Here is a 15,788-nt window from a genome sequence, read left to right on the forward strand (position 1 = left end):
TGGGGACGGGCTGGATCGGAGCGAGGCCGTCGGGGAGGGGGCGGACCGCCACGGCTCCGAACGGGGAGAGGCCGGGCCAGGCGTGGGGGGCGACGGGGGCGGCTCCGCCTACCTGCATCACGCGGTCGAGGCCTGCGGTGAGGGCTCCGATCCAGGTTTTGCCGGAGGCGCTCGCGTCGCCGGCGGCGGCGAAGAAGATGGCGAGGAGGACTCCCGAGGAGCCGCCCATGGTCTGCGACAACTCCATACCGATGGCGCGGTAAAGCTGGGTGGGGTCGGCGAGGGGGAGGCGGTCCAGGGCGCTCAGGAGGGCGCGGGCGGCACCGGCGAGGGTGCTGCCGGTGTCGCCGTCGCCGGACTTGGCGTCGAGGAGGTTCAGGTCGGATTCGATGGCGATGAGGGCCTTGCAGCAGCGGTCAATCAGGGCGCGGCGGGCGGGGTGGGCGCTGGGGACGGGCTGGATCGGAGCGAGGCCGTCGGGGAGGGGGCGGACCGCCACGGCTCCGAACGGGGAGAGGCCGGGCCAGGCGTGGGGGGCGACGGGGGCGGCGAGGCTGGTCACCTGAGCGTGGTCGACGGGCAGGAGCGAGACCGAGAAGCCGTGCATGTCGAGCGAGGTCATCAGGGGGGCGGGGCCGATCATCCATTTGACCTTTTGCCCGAGGGGGGAGCGGGCGAGTTCTTCGGCGAGGATGCTCATTTCGAGGGGGGTGGTGGAGCCGAGGTTGTTGAGGAGGGCGACGTGGTCGCCGTTGCCGGTGTGGGGCAGGAGTTTCTCGGCCACCATCTGCATGGCAGAGCGGGCGCCGGTGAAGTCGACCTGTTCGATCCCGGCCTCGCCGTGGATGCCGAGGCCGAGTTCGGCTTTGCCTGACGCGATGCGGTCTTCCTTGGGGGAGCCGGGGACAGTGCAGGTGTCCAAGGACATGCCGATGGAGATTGCGCCTTTGATAACGCTGTGGGCGGCGGCGGTGATCGTGTCGAGGTCGGCACCGGATTCGGCCATCGCTCCGGCGATCTTGTGGACGAAGAGGGTGCCTGCGACGCCCCGAGCCTGGGGGAGGTCGGGCAGCGCGATGTCGTCGTCGACGATGACCATGCTGACCTTGAGGCCGAAGGCGCGGGCGCGCTCGGCGGCGAGGCCGAAGTTGAGGCGGTCGCCGGTGTAGTTCTTGACGATGAGGAGGCAGCCGGACTTGCCGGTGACGGCGAGGATGCCTGCAAGGACGGCGTCCACGGAGGGCGAGGCGAAGACATCGCCGCAGACGGCTGCCGTCAGCATGCCCTGGCCGACGAAACCGGCGTGGGAGGGTTCGTGGCCGGAGCCGCCGCCTGACACAAGCGCGACCTTGGAGCGGTCCCAGTCGGTGCGGACGACGACGCGGATGTGGGGATAGCCGTCGAGGCGGGCCAGTTTGCCTGCGCTGGTTCTGAGCAGGCCGTCGATCGCTTCGGTGACAAGGCTGTCGCGCGCGTTCATGAACTGTTTCATGGGGTTGGCCTTTCAGATGCGGTTTCCGGCTGTGTCGAACCAGAGGGGGTTGTGCGGGCGGATGTTCAGGGTTTCGCCGGGTTTGAGCGGCGTGTGCGGTTCTGTGAGCGTGATCAGGGTGTGCGGGCCGAGCGAGAGGTGGAGGCGGGTCTGGTCGCCGAGGTGTTCGACGCGGGTGATGGTGGCCGGTTGGCCTTCCCCGACATGGATGTGTTCGGGTCTTAAGCCGATCTGCGCGGCGTTCGTGGGTGCGCCGGGGAAGGCGGTGGCGGGGAGGAGGTTGATATGCGGCTGGCCGAGGCGGGAGGCGACGTAGGTGGAGACGGGGGCCTCGTAGATCTCGCGCGGGGTGCCGAACTGGACGAGTTTGCCGTGGTCGAGGACGCCGACATGGGAGGCCATCGTCATCGCCTCGATCTGGTCGTGGGTGACGTAGAGGAAGGTGGCGTTGAGGTCGGTGTGGATGCGTTTCAGCTCGATCCTGAGGTCGGCGCGGAGTTTGGCGTCTAGGCTGCTGAGCGGTTCGTCCATCAGGTAGATGCGGGGGTTCCTCACGAGGGCGCGGCCGATGGAGACGCGCTGCATCTCTCCGCCCGAGAGGGCGGTGGCCTTGTTGTCGAGTTTGTGGGGGATGCGGAGGACTTCGGCGACTTCCTGGATGCGCTTGGCGATCTGGGGTTCGGGCATCGCGATCATGGGGGAGCGGAGCGGGAAGGCCAGGTTCTCGCGGACGGTGAGGTGGGGGTAGAGCGAGTATTGCTGGAAGACCATCGCCACGTCGCGCTGGGCGGGGGTTTCCTGAAGGACGGATGCGCCGTCTATGCGGATGTCGCCGGCGTCGGGTTTGTCGAGACCGGCGATCAGGCGCAAGGTCGTGGTCTTGCCCGCGCCGGTGGGGCCGAGGAGGAGGACGAAGGCGCCGGTCGGGATGGTGAGGGTGACGTCCTTGAGGGCCTGGGTGGCGCCGTAGGATTTGGACAGGTTCTTGAGTTCGACCTCAGCCATGATGGACCCCGGCGTTGGCGGCGGTGCGGAAGGCGCGGCCGGTGGTGGCGTCGAAGAGGGCGAGGCGGGGGGCGTTCAGGGCGAGGCCGGTGAGGTCGCCGGGTCTGGCGGGGGTGGTGGAGGGGGTGCGGGCCTTCACCGGGCCGAAGGGGGTGGAGAGGGTGACGATCTGGGTGGTGCCGAGGTATTCGGTGGCCTCGATGCGGCCGCGCAGGGGGGCGGTGTCGGAGAGGGCGACGTGTTCGGGGCGGACGCCGAGGACGAGGGCTCCGGCGGCGGGTTCCTGGAGTTGGGGGAGGGTCTGGGTGTGGTCGCCGAGGGTGATCTCTTGCGCGCCTGCGGCGGCGGTGCCGTCGAAGCGCAGGACGTTCATCGATGGGCTGCCGATGAAATCGGCGACAAACAGGGTTGCGGGGTGGTCGTAGATGTCCTGCGGGGTACCGAACTGTTCGACGACGCCGTGGTTCATCACGACGATCTTGTCGCCCATCTGCATGGCTTCCAGCTGGTCGTGGGTGACGTAGACGGTCGTGGCGTGCATGCGGTCGTGGAGGGCGCGAAGCTCCTCGGCCATGATCTCGCGGAATTCGGCGTCGAGGGCGCCGAGGGGTTCGTCCATCATGAAGGCCTTGGGGTTCCGGACGATGGCGCGGCCCAGGGCGACGCGCTGGCGGTCGCCGCCGGACAGGCCCCCGACGGGGCTGTCGAGCATGTGGTCGATGCGCAGGATCTTGGCGACTTCGGCCACCTTGCGCTGGACCTCGGCCTTGGGGATGCCTTGGGAAACAAGGGGGTAGGCGATGTTCTTGCGCACGTTCATGTGCGGGTAGAGGGCGAACATCTGGAAGACCATGGCGATGTCGCGCTGGGAGGCGGGGCGCATGGAGACGTCTTCGCCGTCGATCAGGATTTCGCCGGAGGTGGGGAGTTCGAGGCCCGCGATCATGCGCAGTGTCGTGGTCTTGCCGCAGCCCGAGGGGCCGAGCAGCATGAAGAACTCACCGTCCTTGATGGTGAAGCTGGAGCCTTTGACGGCGGTGAAGGCGCCGAATTCCTTGCGGAGGTTCTTGATGACGATTTCAGCCAAGGGGGGTCTCCTGCCCGGCGCGGATGAGGTTGCCGTTGAGGTCGAGGAGCGCCAGTTCGCGCATGCCCCAAGGCTTGTCGGCGGCCCGCTCCAGCCGCGGGATTCCCGTGGCGGGCAGGCCGAGGGCGGCCCATTCGGCGTCCAGCGCGTTGATGTCCGAGGGGCGCAGGTAGGCCCCGTGGTCGCATTTGTAAGGGTCGAGGTCCGCGTGGTGGAAGAAATGCACCTCGGCCCCCTCGCGCTTTTGCAAGAGATAGTCGGCGTCGCGGTAGACGGTGGTGAAGCCCAGTCGCTGCCAGAAGACCTCGGTCGCCGCGATGTCGCGGGCGGGCAGGATGGGGGACAGTTTCTCTAGCATCAGGCTTACTCGGGGAAATGGCTGGTGATGATGAACATCACGGTGCCGACAAGGGTGACCAGGAAGGACCAGGTGTAGGCCCAGAGGAAGAAGGGCTGCATCAGCATGACGACGCCAAGCGCGATGAGGATGGTGGCGAGCATCTCCCAAGGGCCGCGTTTCAGGCGGAGGAGGCCAGTCAGGAAGGTGGTCATCGGGCGCTCCTTTCCTTGGCGGCGCGCTTGGGGCGGGGGGCGGATGCCTCCGGCGGGGATATTTGGGCCAGTATGAAAGGCTGGGTCATTTGCGCACCGCGCCGAAGGTGATGCCGCGCAGGAGGTGTTTGCGCAGAAGGATGGTGAAGATCATCACCGGGAGGAGGAACAGGGTCGCCCCTGCGGCAACGGCGGGCCAGTCCTGGCCGCCGACGCCGATGATCGTCGGGATGAAGGGCGGGGCGGTCTGGGCGTTGCCGGAGGTGAGGAGGACGGCGAAGGCGTATTCGTTCCAGGCGAAGATCAGGCAGAAGATCGCGGTACTGGCGATTCCGGTAGCGGCCTGCGGCAGGACGACTTTGCGGAAGGCCTGGAAGCGGGTGTAGCCGTCGATCAGCGCGGCCTCTTCGTATTCGCGGGGGATCTCGTCGATGAAGCCTTTCAGGAGCCAGACGGCAAGGGAGATGTTCACCCCGGTGTAGAGGAGGATCATGCCGAGGTGTGTGTCCGAGAGGCCAAGCTCGCGGTACATGAGGTAAATCGGGATCGCGACGGCGATGGGGGGCATCATCCGGGTGGAGAGGATGAAGAAGAGGAGGTCATCCTTCAGGGGGACCTTGAAGCGGCTGAAGGCATAGGCGGCGAGGGTGCCGAGGATGATGGAAAGCGCCGTCGAGCCGAAGCCGATGATGACCGAGTTCAGGAAGCGTTCGCCGAAACGGGAGGGGCCGGTGATGATGGTGCCCTGGCGGCGGGCGATTTCCTCCATGAGGCCTTGCGGCGGGGGGAGGGATTCGAGTTCCGACACGGCGGGGCGGGTGCGGGTGGTGAAGAGGTTGACGTAGCCTTCCACCGTCGGGTCGAAGAAGACCTTGGGCGGGTAGGAGATCGAGTCCGGGCCGGTCTTGAAGCTGGTGGAGATGATCCAGACCAGGGGCAAGAGGGTGATGATGGTGTAGAGCGTAACCAGCAGGCCCGCGCCCCATTTCGAGGCTTTGGAGGGTTCGGTGACAGAATAGGCGCTCATTGGGTGGCTCCGGGGATACCCGCCCCGGGCTTGACCCGGGGCCTCCGGTCAAGCCGGGCGATGGAGGTGGAGTGAGGTCCCGGGTCGAGCCCGGGACGGGGTTTCGGGGGTGTCAGGGACATCACCGTTCCTTCACCTTGTTGAGGGCCTTCACGTAGATCGAGGCGAGGCCGAAGACGGTGACGAAGAGGATGATCGCGTAAGCGCTGGAATAGCCGGTGCGCCACTTTTCGAACGCCTCGCGCTTGAGGTCGATGGAGGTCAGGAGCGTCTCGCTGCCCGGACCACCGCCGGTCAGCAAATTGACCATATCGAACATCTTGAAGTTCTCGATGCCGCGGAAGAGCACCGCCAACATGAGAAAAGGCAACACCATCGGCACGGTGATGGTCCAGAACTGACGCCATTTGGAGGCGCGGTCGACCTCGGCGGCTTCGTAGATGTAGTCGGGGATTGACCGCAGGCCCGCGAGGCAGATCAGCATCACGAAGGGCGTCCACATCCAGGTGTCGACGATGATGATCGCCCAGGGTGCCAGGCCTCCCGGGCCTAGCATGGAGAAGCTGGCGGCGGGGATGCCGGTGAAGAATTCGACGATGTAGTTCACCATGCCGATCTGCGGCTGGTAGAGGAAGGTCCAGAAATTGCCGACCACAGCAGGGGACAGCATCATCGGGACGACGATGAGGGTCGTCAGCAGGTCGTTGCCCTTGAACTTGCGGTTGATCAGCCAGGCGAGGGTGAAGCCGATGATGACCTGCAGGACGATGGTCCAGATCAGGAAATGCGCTGTGGTGGTCATGTTCGACCAGATATCCTCATCCGTCAGGATGCGGGTGTAGTTGCGGATGCCGACCCATTTCACCTCGGCATTCGGCTTGTTGGCGGCGTAGTTGGTGAAGGAAAGGCGGATGGTCCAGATCAGCGGGAAGATGTTGATCGCGAGGAGGAGGAAGATCGTGGGGGCCACGAAGATCCAGGCGATGGTGCGGTCCGAGAGGCCCCGGACCTTGCGCGCAAGGCGGGGCGGGGTGGCATGGGCCGCGATGTCGATGGGGTTCGGCATGATCTGATTCCGTCGGGAAATAGGTCCCCAGCCTACCCCCTTCGGTGAACGAGGGAAGGTCTGTGAGGGGTGCCCCCCTCCCGGTTGGGAGAGGGGAAGTTTCGCTGGGTGTCGAGACCCCGGGTCAAGCCCGGGGTGTGACGGCGAAGGGTGCCGTCACAGCTTGCCTTCGTCCATGAAGACTTCGGTCCAGTCGGCGATCAGGCCGTCCAGCGCCTCTTTCGCGGTGCCGTTTCCGGCGACCACATATTCATGGAAGCGGGCCTGCGACGCCTGAAGGAGCGAGGCATAGGACGGCTCGGCCCAGAAGTCCTTCACGATGGCCATGCTGTCCAGGAAGGTCTGGGCATAGGGCTGGCTGGTGGCGAAGGCCGGGTCTTCCACCACGGCACGCAGGCACGAGAAGCCGCCCATCGTCCACCATTTCTGTTGCACGTCCTGCTGGGCGAACCATTTGATATAGGCCAGCGCCCCATCCATGTTGTCGGTGTTGGCAACAACGCTGATGCCCTGACCGCCCAGCTGGGCGAAACGCTCGCCGCCCGGACCCGCCGGGTTGACCAGATAGCCGGTCTTGCCGCCGCCCACGTTCGGGTCGGTCTCGAAGCCCGGCCAGGTGAAGGCGAAGTTCATCTGCATCGCGACCTGGCCGGATTTGTAGGCGTCGATGCCTTCGCCCATGTAGGTGTTCGAAGTGCCCGGGGCGACGCAGCAATCGTAAAGCGACTTGTAAAACTCCAGCCCCGCGACGGCGCCTTCCGAGTTGACGAAGCCCTCCATGTCATAGGGCTTGTCGGGGTTGTCGTACTTGAAGCCGAAGGAATAAAGGACGTCCATCACGCCCATCGTGATGCCTTCGGACCCGCGTTCGGTGTAGATCGACGCGCCGTAGATCGTCTTGCCGTCGATCTCGCGGCCCTGGAAGAACTCGGCCACTTCCTTCAGCTCGGCGAAGGTGGCGGGTGGCGTCAGGTCGCGGCCGGTCTTTTCCTTGAAGGCGGCCATGATCTCGGGGCGTTCAAACCAGTCCTTGCGGTAGGTCCAGCCGACGACGTCACCGAAGGCGGGAAGCGACCAGTAGTTCGGGGTGTTCTTCGGCCATTCGGAATAGCCGGTCACCGTGGCGGGCACGAAGGCGTCCATCGAGATGCCTTCGGCGGCGAAAAAGTCGTTCAGCTTGACGTACCAGCCGTTTTCGGCGGCCCCCCCGATCCACTGGCTGTCGCCGATCATCAGGTCGCACAGCTGGCCGCCCGAGTTCAGCTCGTTCAGCATCCGGTCGGCGAAGTTGGGCCAGGGGACGAACTCGAAGTTCATCTTGGTGCCGGACTGGGCCTCGAAGTCCTTCGAGAGCTCGACCAGCGCGTTCGCCGGGTCCCAGGCCGCCCAGCAAAGCGTAAGTTCCTTGTCCTGCGCGCTGGCCTGGCTGGCCCAGACGAGGGCGATGGCCGCGGATGCGGCCAGAGTTGTCCGTTTCATGCATTCCTCCCGGTTTGATGGAAATGGACCCGTTGCCGGGCCTTCTTTGGATTGCGCTGACGATAGGCGGAAGGCGGCGCGGCTGTAAAGCATTTTTGAGGAACGTACCTCAAATATCCCGAAGGGGCTTGGTCAAAGCGATTTGACCGGCGTCAGGCGACCGCGTGGGACGTGGCGGACACCGAATCAGGAAGAGCGGGAAGGTTTTCGCGCAGGACGATCTCGATCCGGATCTGCTCCTGGCCTTCGTCCAGCGGCTGGTTGTCGGCCTTGGCGCGCAGCACGCGCAAGGTGGACCGCGCGAGGTGGCCAAGGTTCTGGGTGATGACGGCAGTGATCTCGCCCGAGGAGAGGGCCTGTCGGGAATGGGCGGTCAGTTCGTGGCAGATGACAGTCATCTTGCCAGAAAGTCCAAGCTCCCCAATGACTTGGGTCAGTGCCCGGTGGCCGTCTCCCATCGCATAGATGCCGCGGATTCCGGGGGTGTTGGCAAGCCGTTCCGCCACGGCCAGGCGCAGCAGGCGGCTGGAGCCGTGGGTTTCCAGCGAGGGAAGGGGCTCGATGGCGGGAAAGTCGCGCAAAAGGACTTCGTCAAAACCGCCGCGGCGCTCGACCATGTCGCGGGCGAGAAGCGAAGAGCCAAGGACCAGCACCTGCCCGGCATTTCCCAGGAACCGGCCCATCAGCACGCCCGCCGTGCGCCCGGCCGCGCGGTTGTCGATCCCGACGAAGTGGTCTCGGCCCGTCGTCGGCAGGTCCGAGACCAGCGCCACGACGGGGACGCCCTTGGCACGCAGCGACCGGACGGCATCGCGCAGGACCGGGGTTTCCGGTGCCATCAGCGCGACGCCGACATAGCCGCGGCCCGGAAGCTCGGCCAGAAGGGCGGCCAGCGCATGCGGGTCTTCTGCCGGGAACCGGAGAAGGCGCAGCTCGGTCCGGCTGGTGGCGGCGGCCTGACCGGCCTCATCCAGAGAAGCGGCAAGGGATTGAATGAATTGGCTTTCCGTATCCGGCAGGACCACAGCGACCCGGTAGTTGCGACTGCGCGCCAGGTTTGCCGCCGTCAGGTCGCGGACATAGCCCAGCTTCGCGATGGCGTCGTTCACCGCCTTGACGGTCTTTTCCCGCACGCCTGGCCGCGCGTTCAGGACACGGTCGACTGTAGCAAGGCTGACCCCAGCCTCGCGGGCGATATCGTTGACAGTTGGCCGCAAGGTCGGCTCCAGGTTTCCGGTATCAAGTATCCGACGCGGTCTGAGGTACGTCAATCAGGTTTTGGGTCGCGCTTTTGTCGTTCAAGGCGGCGGACGGGGCGGTTAGGGTGGGGGCAGATCCATGTGGGAGGGATGCATGACCAGAACGATCCTGCTGTTCGGGGACAGCAACACGCACGGCACGATACCGATGCCCGATCTTGCCGGGGCAGGCCGCTTTGACCGGGAGGAGCGCTGGGCTGGGCGGCTGGCGAAGCTGCTCGTCGATTGGGAGGTTATCACCGAGGGGCATCCGGGCCGGACGACGGTGCACGACGATCCGGTGGAGGGCGAGCATCGCAACGGGCTGACGGTGCTGCCGGCGCTGCTGGAAAGTCACAAGCCCATCGACGTGGTGCTGGTCATGCTGGGCACGAATGACCTGAAGCCGCGCTTTTCGGTCAATGCCGCCGACATCGGGCATTCGCTGGAGCGGCTGGTGCGGATGATCCGTGCGTCGGATTGCGGGCCGGGCGGCGCGGGGCCGCAAGTGCTGCTGGTGGCCCCGCCGCCGATCATCGAGGTGGGCTGCCTGAAGGAGATGTTCGCGGGCGGGGCGGCGAAGTCGCAGAGGCTGGCCGCCGAGGTGGAAGCGGCGGCAAGGCGGGCGGGTGTGGCGTTCCTGGATACGGGGCAGGTGGTCAAGGTTTCGCCCATCGACGGCATCCACTACGACGCCGAGGCGAACCCGGCGCTGGCCCAGGCTTTTGCGGCGGCGATCAGGGCGCATTTCCCCTGATGCTGTCGGATTTCGGCTGGAACGGAGGGCCGTCGGGGCGCAAGCTGACGGCAGGAGGCCCCCAATGACCCAGCACGATCCCTCGCTTGCCATTGCGGAACTCCGCGCCAATGTCTCGGTCCCGTTCGAAAGGGCGCGGGCCATGCCGAAGTCGGTCTATACCTCGCCGGATTTCGCGAAGGCCGAAGAGGAGCATATCTTCGCGAAAGAGTGGCTTTGCGCAGGCCGGGCGGATGCGCTGCCGAACCCCGGCGACTATCTGACGATGGTGATCGCCGGAGAGCCGGTGATCATCCTGCGCGACCGCGAGGGCGTATTGCGCGGCATGTCCAACGTCTGCCGCCACCGCATGAGCACTCTGTTGGAAGGCCGGGGGAATGTGCGGTCGATCGTCTGCCCGTATCACGCCTGGACCTACAACCTGGACGGCTCCTTGCGGGGTGCGCCGGCGATGGCGCGCAACGAGGCCTTCTGCAAGGAGGACGTGAAGCTGCCCACCGTCCGGGTCGAGGACTGGCAGGGCTGGATCATGGTGACCCTGTCGCCCGATGCTGTGCCGGTGGCCGAGCGGCTGGCCGGAGTGGACCGGCTGGTGGGCCATTTGCCGATGAAGGATTACCGCGAGGTCTTCCGCGAAGAGTTCCGCTGGGACACCAACTGGAAGGTGCTGGCCGAGAACTTCATGGAAAGCTACCATCTGCCGGTCTGCCATGCGGGGACCATCGGGGGCGCGTCCGACCTGAACAAGATGGAGTGCCCCGAGGGGGAAGCGGCGTTCAACTACCACTGGATCGTCAAGAACGACCTGGTGCCGCTGGCCTTGGCGCATCCGTCGAATACGGTCTTGCAGGGGAATGGCCGGCGGATCACCTGGCTTATGGCGATCTACCCGGCGCTGCTGATCACCCTGACGCCGGGGTATTTCTGGTACCTGTCGTTGACGCCGGACGGGCCGGGCTCGGTCCGGGTGCTGTTCGGAGGCGGGATGAGTGCCGAGTGGATGGCCGACCCTGGGGCCGAGGCGCATCTGGCATCCGTCAAGGCGCTGCTGGATGACGTGAACGTCGAGGACAAGGGCTGCGTCGAGAAGGTTTGGCGGGGGCTTTGCGCCGGGATGTCCAGCCCGGGCACGCTGAGCCATCTGGAGCGGCCGAACTACGATTTCGCCCGGTATATCGCCAGCCGGATGCCCTGAACTTTTCGGGGGGCTTGACCTTGCGGCGCGTGGCGTCACCTATCCGCACATGACAAATGCCCTGATCGTGGCCCACGGCCAGCCCTCTGACCCCCGCCCCGCCGGGGCCGCCTTGGAAGATCTGGCCGCGCGTGTGGAAGCGTTGCTTCCCGGCTGGTCGGTCGGGGCCGCGACGCTGGCCGAAGAGGGGGCGATTGCCCGCGCCGTTGCTGGCCGACCGGCGGGCGTGGTCTTCCCGATGTTCATGACCGGGGGCTGGTTCACCAAGGTGCAGATCCCGAAACGGCTGGCCGAGGCGGGGGCCGCGGGCTGGTCAGTGCTGGAGCCCTTCGGCTGTGATCCCGCTGTCCATGATCTTTGCGTGGCGCTGGTGCGGGAGGCGGCGGCGACGGAGGTCATCCTTGCCGCGCATGGCTCGTTCAAATCCGCGGTGCCGTCGGACATCGCGTTCCATGTGGCCGGAAGGATCGGGGCCGAGACGGGGGCCGACGTTGCGGCGGGGTTCATCGATCAGGAGCCGCAGTTGGCCTCGCTGACCGGGCGGACGGGCGTCTGCCTGCCGTTCTTCGCGGCCGAGGGAGGGCATGTGAGCGACGACATTCCGGCGGCACTGGCCGAAGCGGGGTTCACGGGGCGCGTCCTGCCGCCGGTGGGGCTGGACGCGCGGGTGCCGGGGATCATCGCGGCGGCGCTTGTGCGGGGCGTGCCAGTCTGTGCGGGGGCGTGCCGGTGGGCGCAGGGCCAAAATCCTTAAGCAAGGATTTTGACAAATTTCTTGCTTAAGAAATTTGGGTCCCGGCGGTCAGACCGTGTGCAGGTAGAGGTCGAAGTCCACTTCGCTGACGGTCCGCATCACCCGCGCATATTCGGCGGCCATGATCGCGGTGAAGGTGCGGTGCATGTCCTCACCCAGCGCGTCCTTCAGGAACTCGGACCGCTTGGCCGCGTCGATCGCGGATTTCCAGTCGGTCGGGATTGCGGCGCTACCTTCGTCCTCGTATCCGTTGCCGGTGGTTTCCGGGCCGGGGTCGATCTGGTCCCGCATCCCCTTGCGGACACCCGCAAGCACTGTCGCGGCCACCAGGTAGGGGTTCGCGTCCACCCCGGCGGGGCGGTGTTCGATCCGGCGCGCCTTGATGTCCCCCGCGGGGATGCGCAGCGCGACCGAGCGGTTGTTGACGCCCCAGGTGGGGGAAACCGGCGCATAGCTTTGGCTCGCGAAGCGGCGCCAGGAGTTGGCGTGGGGGGCGAAGACCAGCATCGATTCGGCCATCGTCTGCTTGAGGCCGCCAAGGGCGTGAAGGATGGTGGGGTTCCAGTTGCCCTCCTCCCTTTCGATGAAGACGTTGTGGCCCTTGTCGTCCAGAAGCGAGACGTGGAAATGCATCCCCGAACCGGCGTAGTTCTCGTTCGGCTTGGCCATGAAGCAGGCAACGACGCCATGCGCGCGGGCCTGGGCGCGGACGATGCGCTTCAGGCGCATCAGGTCGTCGGCGGCCTGCATGACGTTCTCGCGGTAGTGCAGGGTCAGTTCATACTGGCCCGGGGCGTATTCGGAGATCAGCGTCTCGGCCTTGATCCCGGCCTTTGCGGCGCCTGCATAGATGTCGCTGAAAAGCGGCAGCATCCCGTGCAGGTGGTCGACGGAATAGACCTCGGTCTTGCGCGAGGCGCGGCGGTCAAGGACGTCGCGAGCGGGTTGCATCTTGCCGTCGGGGCCGCGTTCGGGGTCGAGGAGGAAGAATTCCAGCTCGAACGCCCCTGCGGGGTGCAGGCCCTCGGCGGCGAAGGCGTCCACCTGGCGCTGCAAGGCGTGGCGGGGATCGCTGGACATGGGCGCGCCGTCCAGCATGTACATCGACATGAACACCTCGCCGCGCGGCGGTTGGGTGTTGTGCAGCGCCTTCAGCGTGCCGGGGATCGGCCAGGCGCGCAAATCACCGTCGCCCTGATCCCAGATCAGGCCGGTTTCGTGCACATCCTCGCCGCAGATGTCGAGACCGAGGATCGAGATCGGCAGGTGGCGGCCGTTGTTGTAAAAAGACAAAAGCTCATGCCGGCGGATGATCTTTCCGCGGCCAATCCCATTGGCGTCGTGCAGGATAATGTCAAAAGCCTCGATCTCGGGGTGGGCCGCGAGAAAGGCTTCCGCCTCGGCTGGAGTGGAACCGGAGGGGCTGTGCGTCATGTCAGTTGGCCTTGGGAAGATCGGGGAAAAGGTCGGTCAGGATGGCGTCGAAGCTGGCGACCAGGCGGTCGACCTGCGCCTTTTTCGTCGCGGGGCTGATCAGCATCATGTTGTGGAAGGGTGCGATGAGCGTGCCGCGGTTGATGAGGCCGGTGTGGATCGCGGCCTCGACCCTTGGCTGGTGCGCGTCCTCTGCATGGGTGCCATTGCGAAGCGGACCGGGGGCGCAGATGAATTCCACCCGCGCGCCGACGCGGACGACGTGCCAGGGGGCGCGGTGCTTGTCGATCACCTTCGCAAGGCCGTGAGAGAGGCGTTCGGCCAGCTTCTCCATATGGGCGTAGTTGGCCGGGGTCATCACCTCCCCAAGGGTGGCGACGAGGCAGGCGAACTGCATCGGGTTCGCTGACAGCGTGGTTCCCATGCCGGTGCGGCCCGGTTCCCGTTTTGCGTCCGCCTCGTGGTAGCGTTTCGCCGTGTCCTCGGTGAGGCCCCAGACGGCGGTGGGCATGCCGCCCGCCACGCATTTGCCGACGACGAAGATGTCGGGGCGCAGCGAATGGACGCGGGTATAGCCGCCAAGGCCGGAGGAAATGGTGTGCGTCTCGTCAATGATGAGAAGCGCGCCGTATTTGAGGGAAAGCTGGCGGAGACCGTCGTGGAACCCCGGCTCGGGCAGGACCATGCAAGAGTTGGTCATCACCGGCTCGGTCAGGATCGCGGCCACGTCGCCTTTGGCAAGCGCGGCCTCGACGCTGGCCAGGTCGTTGAATTCGGCGCAGACGGCGGTCTGGGTGAGGTCGTTGACCTGGCCGAGGAGGCCGGGGGAGTTGACGGTTCGGCCGTTCTCCAGGGAGACGAAGGTGTCGTCCACCGTGCCGTGGTAGCAGCCGTTGAAGACCAGGACCTTGGGCTTTCCGGTGATGGCGCGCGCGACGCGCAGGGCAAAGCGGTTGGCGTCGGTGGCAGTGGTGGCGATCTGCCAGCGGAAGGGGCCGAAACGGTCAGTCAGCAAGCGCCCGGCCTCCAAAGCGGCCTCGGTCGGCAGCATGTAGGTCAGACCGCGCCGGGCCTGGTGGCGGATGGCTTTTGCCACCGGCGCTGGGGAGTGGCCGAACATCGACCCGGTGTCGCCCAGGCAGAAGTCGTCCAGCTTCACCCCGTCGATATCCTCGATCCGGGCGCCTTGCGCCTTGGCGACCAGCGGCAGGTGCGGCATCGGCCAGTCGGCCATCCAGTGCATCGGGACGCCGCCAAGGAAGTTGCCCGCACCGGCGGCGAGGGCCTTCAGCGCCCTGGGGCGCGCCTTTGCATAAACCGCTGCTTCACGGGCGGCGAAAGCGGTCAGGCGATCGGTGGAAATACCGGCGATGGTTTCAGCGGACATGGCAGGCCCCGGAGGTGTCGCTGCGTTTATGCCGGAATTTGATCAAATAGCAAGCGGCTGCTCCTCGTGCGCCTTCGGCTTCTCGTCGCGGGCGGTCAGCGAGGAGCGCCGCAGGCGAACGACGAGCGGATTTTTCAGGCCCAGCGGCCCTCGAAATCCTCGGGGACCAGAAGGTTGTGGCGGCCCATGTTCTTGACGTCCCGCTCGCCACAAAGGGCCATGGTGATGTCCATTTCCTTGCGGATCACGTCAAGTGCGGCGGTCACCCCGGCCTCGCCCATGGCACCCAAACCGTGGATGTAGGCGCGGCCGATCATCGTGCCCTTGGCGCCAAGGGAGAGCGCCTTCAGCACGTCTTGCCCCGACCGGATGCCGCCGTCCATCCAGACTTCGGTCCGGTCGCCGATGGCGCGGACGACCTGTGGCAACATGCGGATCGACGAGAGCGCGCCGTCCAGTTGCCGCCCGCCGTGGTTCGACACGATCACGGCGTCTGCGCCCGCGTCGGCGGCCATCTTGGCATCCTCGGCGTCAAGGACGCCCTTCAGGATGAACTTGCCCTTCCACTGGTCGCGGATGCGGGTGACTTTGGACCAGTCCAGCTTGGGGTCGAACTGTTCGTTCGCCCAGGCGGTCAGGTCCGACAGTTTCTGCACACCCTTCACATGGCCGACGATGTTGCGGAACTGGCGGCGGGGGGTCCGCGCCATCTTCAGCGCCCAGCGCGGCTTGGTGGCGATGTTGATCAGGTTCGCAATGGTGGGCTTTGGCGGCGAGCTGAGGCCGTTCTTCAGGTCCTTGTGGCGCTGGCCCAGGATCTGCAGGTCCAGCGTCAGCACAAGTGCGCTGCATCTTGCCGCCCGGGCGCGTTCGATGATCGCATCGACAAAGTCCTCGTCCTTCATCACGTAAAGCTGGAACCAGAACGGGTCGGGGCTGTGGGCGGCCACGTCCTCGATCGAGCAGATCGACATGGTAGAGAGGGTGAAGGGCACCCCGGCCTTGGCCGCGGCGCGGGCGGCGTGGATCTCGCCGTCCGGGTGCTGCATGCCGGTGGAGCCGACCGGGGCGAGGGCCACGGGCATCGAGACCTTTTGTCCGGCCATCGTGCTGTCCAGAGCCCGGCCCGTCAGGTCACGCGCCACGCGCTGGCGAAAGCGGATCTGCGCGAAGTCGGAAGTGTTCTCGCGGAAGGTCTGTTCGGTGTAGCTGCCGCTTTCGCAGTAGTCCCAGAACATCTTCGGCGTGCGCTTCTGGTGCAGGCGCTTGAGGTCCTCGATGCAGGTGATGACGGGCATGTGGGTCCCCTGGATAT

Annotated in this window: 15 protein-coding genes; 3 read left to right on the forward strand and 12 right to left on the reverse strand. The window is 66.0% G+C overall.

The window, feature by feature from the left end:
- The 9 genes from U1E69_RS12390 to U1E69_RS12430 all read right to left on the reverse strand — a co-directional run.
- Positions 1 to 1,492: dihydroxyacetone kinase subunit DhaK (locus U1E69_RS12390; RefSeq protein WP_322244674.1), on the reverse strand; the 1,492-nt coding region annotated here is incomplete at its 3' end.
- Positions 1,493 to 1,504: 12 nt separating this feature from the next.
- On the reverse strand, positions 1,505 to 2,497 hold the full coding sequence (locus U1E69_RS12395) for an ABC transporter ATP-binding protein (RefSeq protein ID WP_322244675.1): 993 nt from the start codon (positions 2,495 to 2,497) through the stop codon (positions 1,505 to 1,507).
- Entirely contained in the window at positions 2,490 to 3,584 is a 1,095-nt protein-coding gene (locus tag U1E69_RS12400) for an ABC transporter ATP-binding protein (RefSeq protein ID WP_322244676.1), read from the reverse strand. Before U1E69_RS12400 ends, U1E69_RS12395 begins: the two co-directional genes overlap by 8 nt.
- On the reverse strand, positions 3,577 to 3,942 hold the full coding sequence (locus tag U1E69_RS12405) for a VOC family protein (protein WP_322244677.1): 366 nt from the start codon (positions 3,940 to 3,942) through the stop codon (positions 3,577 to 3,579). The genes U1E69_RS12400 and U1E69_RS12405 overlap by 8 nt, the downstream gene beginning before the upstream one ends.
- Before the next feature lie 5 nt (positions 3,943 to 3,947).
- The gene (locus U1E69_RS12410) at positions 3,948 to 4,136 is read right to left on the reverse strand and encodes a hypothetical protein (RefSeq protein ID WP_322244678.1); all 189 of its coding nucleotides are present in this window, start codon (positions 4,134 to 4,136) and stop codon (positions 3,948 to 3,950) included.
- A gap of 85 nt (positions 4,137 to 4,221) precedes the next feature.
- Complete coding sequence (locus tag U1E69_RS12415; protein ID WP_322244679.1) at positions 4,222 to 5,163, reverse strand: carbohydrate ABC transporter permease; 942 nt, start codon at positions 5,161 to 5,163, stop codon at positions 4,222 to 4,224.
- Between the two features lie 121 nt (positions 5,164 to 5,284).
- Positions 5,285 to 6,232 carry a sugar ABC transporter permease gene (locus U1E69_RS12420; protein WP_322244709.1) on the reverse strand — a complete coding sequence of 316 codons (948 nt, stop codon included), beginning with the start codon at positions 6,230 to 6,232 and terminating at the stop codon, positions 5,285 to 5,287.
- A 153-nt stretch (positions 6,233 to 6,385) separates the two neighbouring features.
- Positions 6,386 to 7,708 (reverse strand): ABC transporter substrate-binding protein, encoded by a 1,323-nt coding sequence (locus U1E69_RS12425; protein WP_322244680.1) that lies wholly within the window; start codon positions 7,706 to 7,708, stop codon positions 6,386 to 6,388.
- A 152-nt stretch (positions 7,709 to 7,860) separates the two neighbouring features.
- Positions 7,861 to 8,925, reverse strand: a complete 1,065-nt coding sequence (locus U1E69_RS12430; RefSeq protein ID WP_322244681.1) for a LacI family DNA-binding transcriptional regulator — start codon at positions 8,923 to 8,925, stop codon at positions 7,861 to 7,863.
- Positions 8,926 to 9,061: 136 nt separating this feature from the next.
- Here U1E69_RS12430 and U1E69_RS12435 point away from each other — a divergent pair, with 136 nt between their 5' ends.
- From U1E69_RS12435 to U1E69_RS12445, 3 genes are all read left to right on the forward strand, one after another.
- Entirely contained in the window at positions 9,062 to 9,703 is a 642-nt protein-coding gene (locus U1E69_RS12435) for an SGNH/GDSL hydrolase family protein (protein ID WP_322244682.1), read from the forward strand.
- Positions 9,704 to 9,767: 64 nt separating this feature from the next.
- Positions 9,768 to 10,898: an aromatic ring-hydroxylating oxygenase subunit alpha gene (locus U1E69_RS12440; RefSeq protein WP_322244683.1), complete on the forward strand. Its 1,131-nt coding sequence runs from the start codon at positions 9,768 to 9,770 to the stop codon at positions 10,896 to 10,898.
- Positions 10,899 to 10,947: 49 nt separating this feature from the next.
- Positions 10,948 to 11,652 carry a cobalamin biosynthesis protein CbiX gene (locus U1E69_RS12445; protein WP_322244684.1) on the forward strand — a complete coding sequence of 235 codons (705 nt, stop codon included), beginning with the start codon at positions 10,948 to 10,950 and terminating at the stop codon, positions 11,650 to 11,652.
- Positions 11,653 to 11,700: 48 nt separating this feature from the next.
- Here the strand turns inward: U1E69_RS12445 and U1E69_RS12450 are convergent, their stop codons facing one another.
- The 3 genes from U1E69_RS12450 to U1E69_RS12460 form a co-directional block, all read right to left on the reverse strand.
- Positions 11,701 to 13,086 carry a glutamine synthetase family protein gene (locus U1E69_RS12450; RefSeq protein WP_322244685.1) on the reverse strand — a complete coding sequence of 462 codons (1,386 nt, stop codon included), beginning with the start codon at positions 13,084 to 13,086 and terminating at the stop codon, positions 11,701 to 11,703.
- 1 nt (position 13,087) lies between these two features.
- A complete protein-coding gene (locus U1E69_RS12455; protein ID WP_322244686.1) occupies positions 13,088 to 14,473 on the reverse strand; it encodes an aspartate aminotransferase family protein in 1,386 nt (461 codons plus the stop codon).
- Between the two features lie 134 nt (positions 14,474 to 14,607).
- Entirely contained in the window at positions 14,608 to 15,771 is a 1,164-nt protein-coding gene (locus tag U1E69_RS12460; RefSeq protein ID WP_322244687.1) for an alpha-hydroxy acid oxidase, read from the reverse strand.
- Positions 15,772 to 15,788: the final 17 nt, after the last annotated feature.

The organism is Tabrizicola sp. (assembly GCF_034366665.1).
In the GTDB taxonomy this organism is placed as follows: domain Bacteria; phylum Pseudomonadota; class Alphaproteobacteria; order Rhodobacterales; family Rhodobacteraceae; genus Tabrizicola.

Excerpts from the sequence above, each read along its gene's own strand:
- U1E69_RS12395 (WP_322244675.1), bottom strand. The coding sequence starts at position 2,497 with ATGGCTGAGGTCGAACTCAAGAACCTGTCCAAATCCTACGGCGCCACC.
- U1E69_RS12405 (WP_322244677.1), bottom strand. The coding sequence starts at position 3,942 with ATGCTAGAGAAACTGTCCCCCATCCTGCCCGCCCGCGACATCGCGGCG.
- U1E69_RS12410 (WP_322244678.1), bottom strand. The coding sequence starts at position 4,136 with ATGACCACCTTCCTGACTGGCCTCCTCCGCCTGAAACGCGGCCCTTGG.
- U1E69_RS12415 (WP_322244679.1), bottom strand. The coding sequence starts at position 5,163 with ATGAGCGCCTATTCTGTCACCGAACCCTCCAAAGCCTCGAAATGGGGC.
- U1E69_RS12425 (WP_322244680.1), bottom strand. The coding sequence starts at position 7,708 with ATGAAACGGACAACTCTGGCCGCATCCGCGGCCATCGCCCTCGTCTGG.
- U1E69_RS12435 (WP_322244682.1), top strand. The coding sequence starts at position 9,062 with ATGACCAGAACGATCCTGCTGTTCGGGGACAGCAACACGCACGGCACG.
- U1E69_RS12440 (WP_322244683.1), top strand. The coding sequence starts at position 9,768 with ATGACCCAGCACGATCCCTCGCTTGCCATTGCGGAACTCCGCGCCAAT.
- U1E69_RS12445 (WP_322244684.1), top strand. The coding sequence starts at position 10,948 with ATGACAAATGCCCTGATCGTGGCCCACGGCCAGCCCTCTGACCCCCGC.
- U1E69_RS12450 (WP_322244685.1), bottom strand. The coding sequence starts at position 13,086 with ATGACGCACAGCCCCTCCGGTTCCACTCCAGCCGAGGCGGAAGCCTTT.
- U1E69_RS12455 (WP_322244686.1), bottom strand. The coding sequence starts at position 14,473 with ATGTCCGCTGAAACCATCGCCGGTATTTCCACCGATCGCCTGACCGCT.
- U1E69_RS12460 (WP_322244687.1), bottom strand. The coding sequence starts at position 15,771 with ATGCCCGTCATCACCTGCATCGAGGACCTCAAGCGCCTGCACCAGAAG.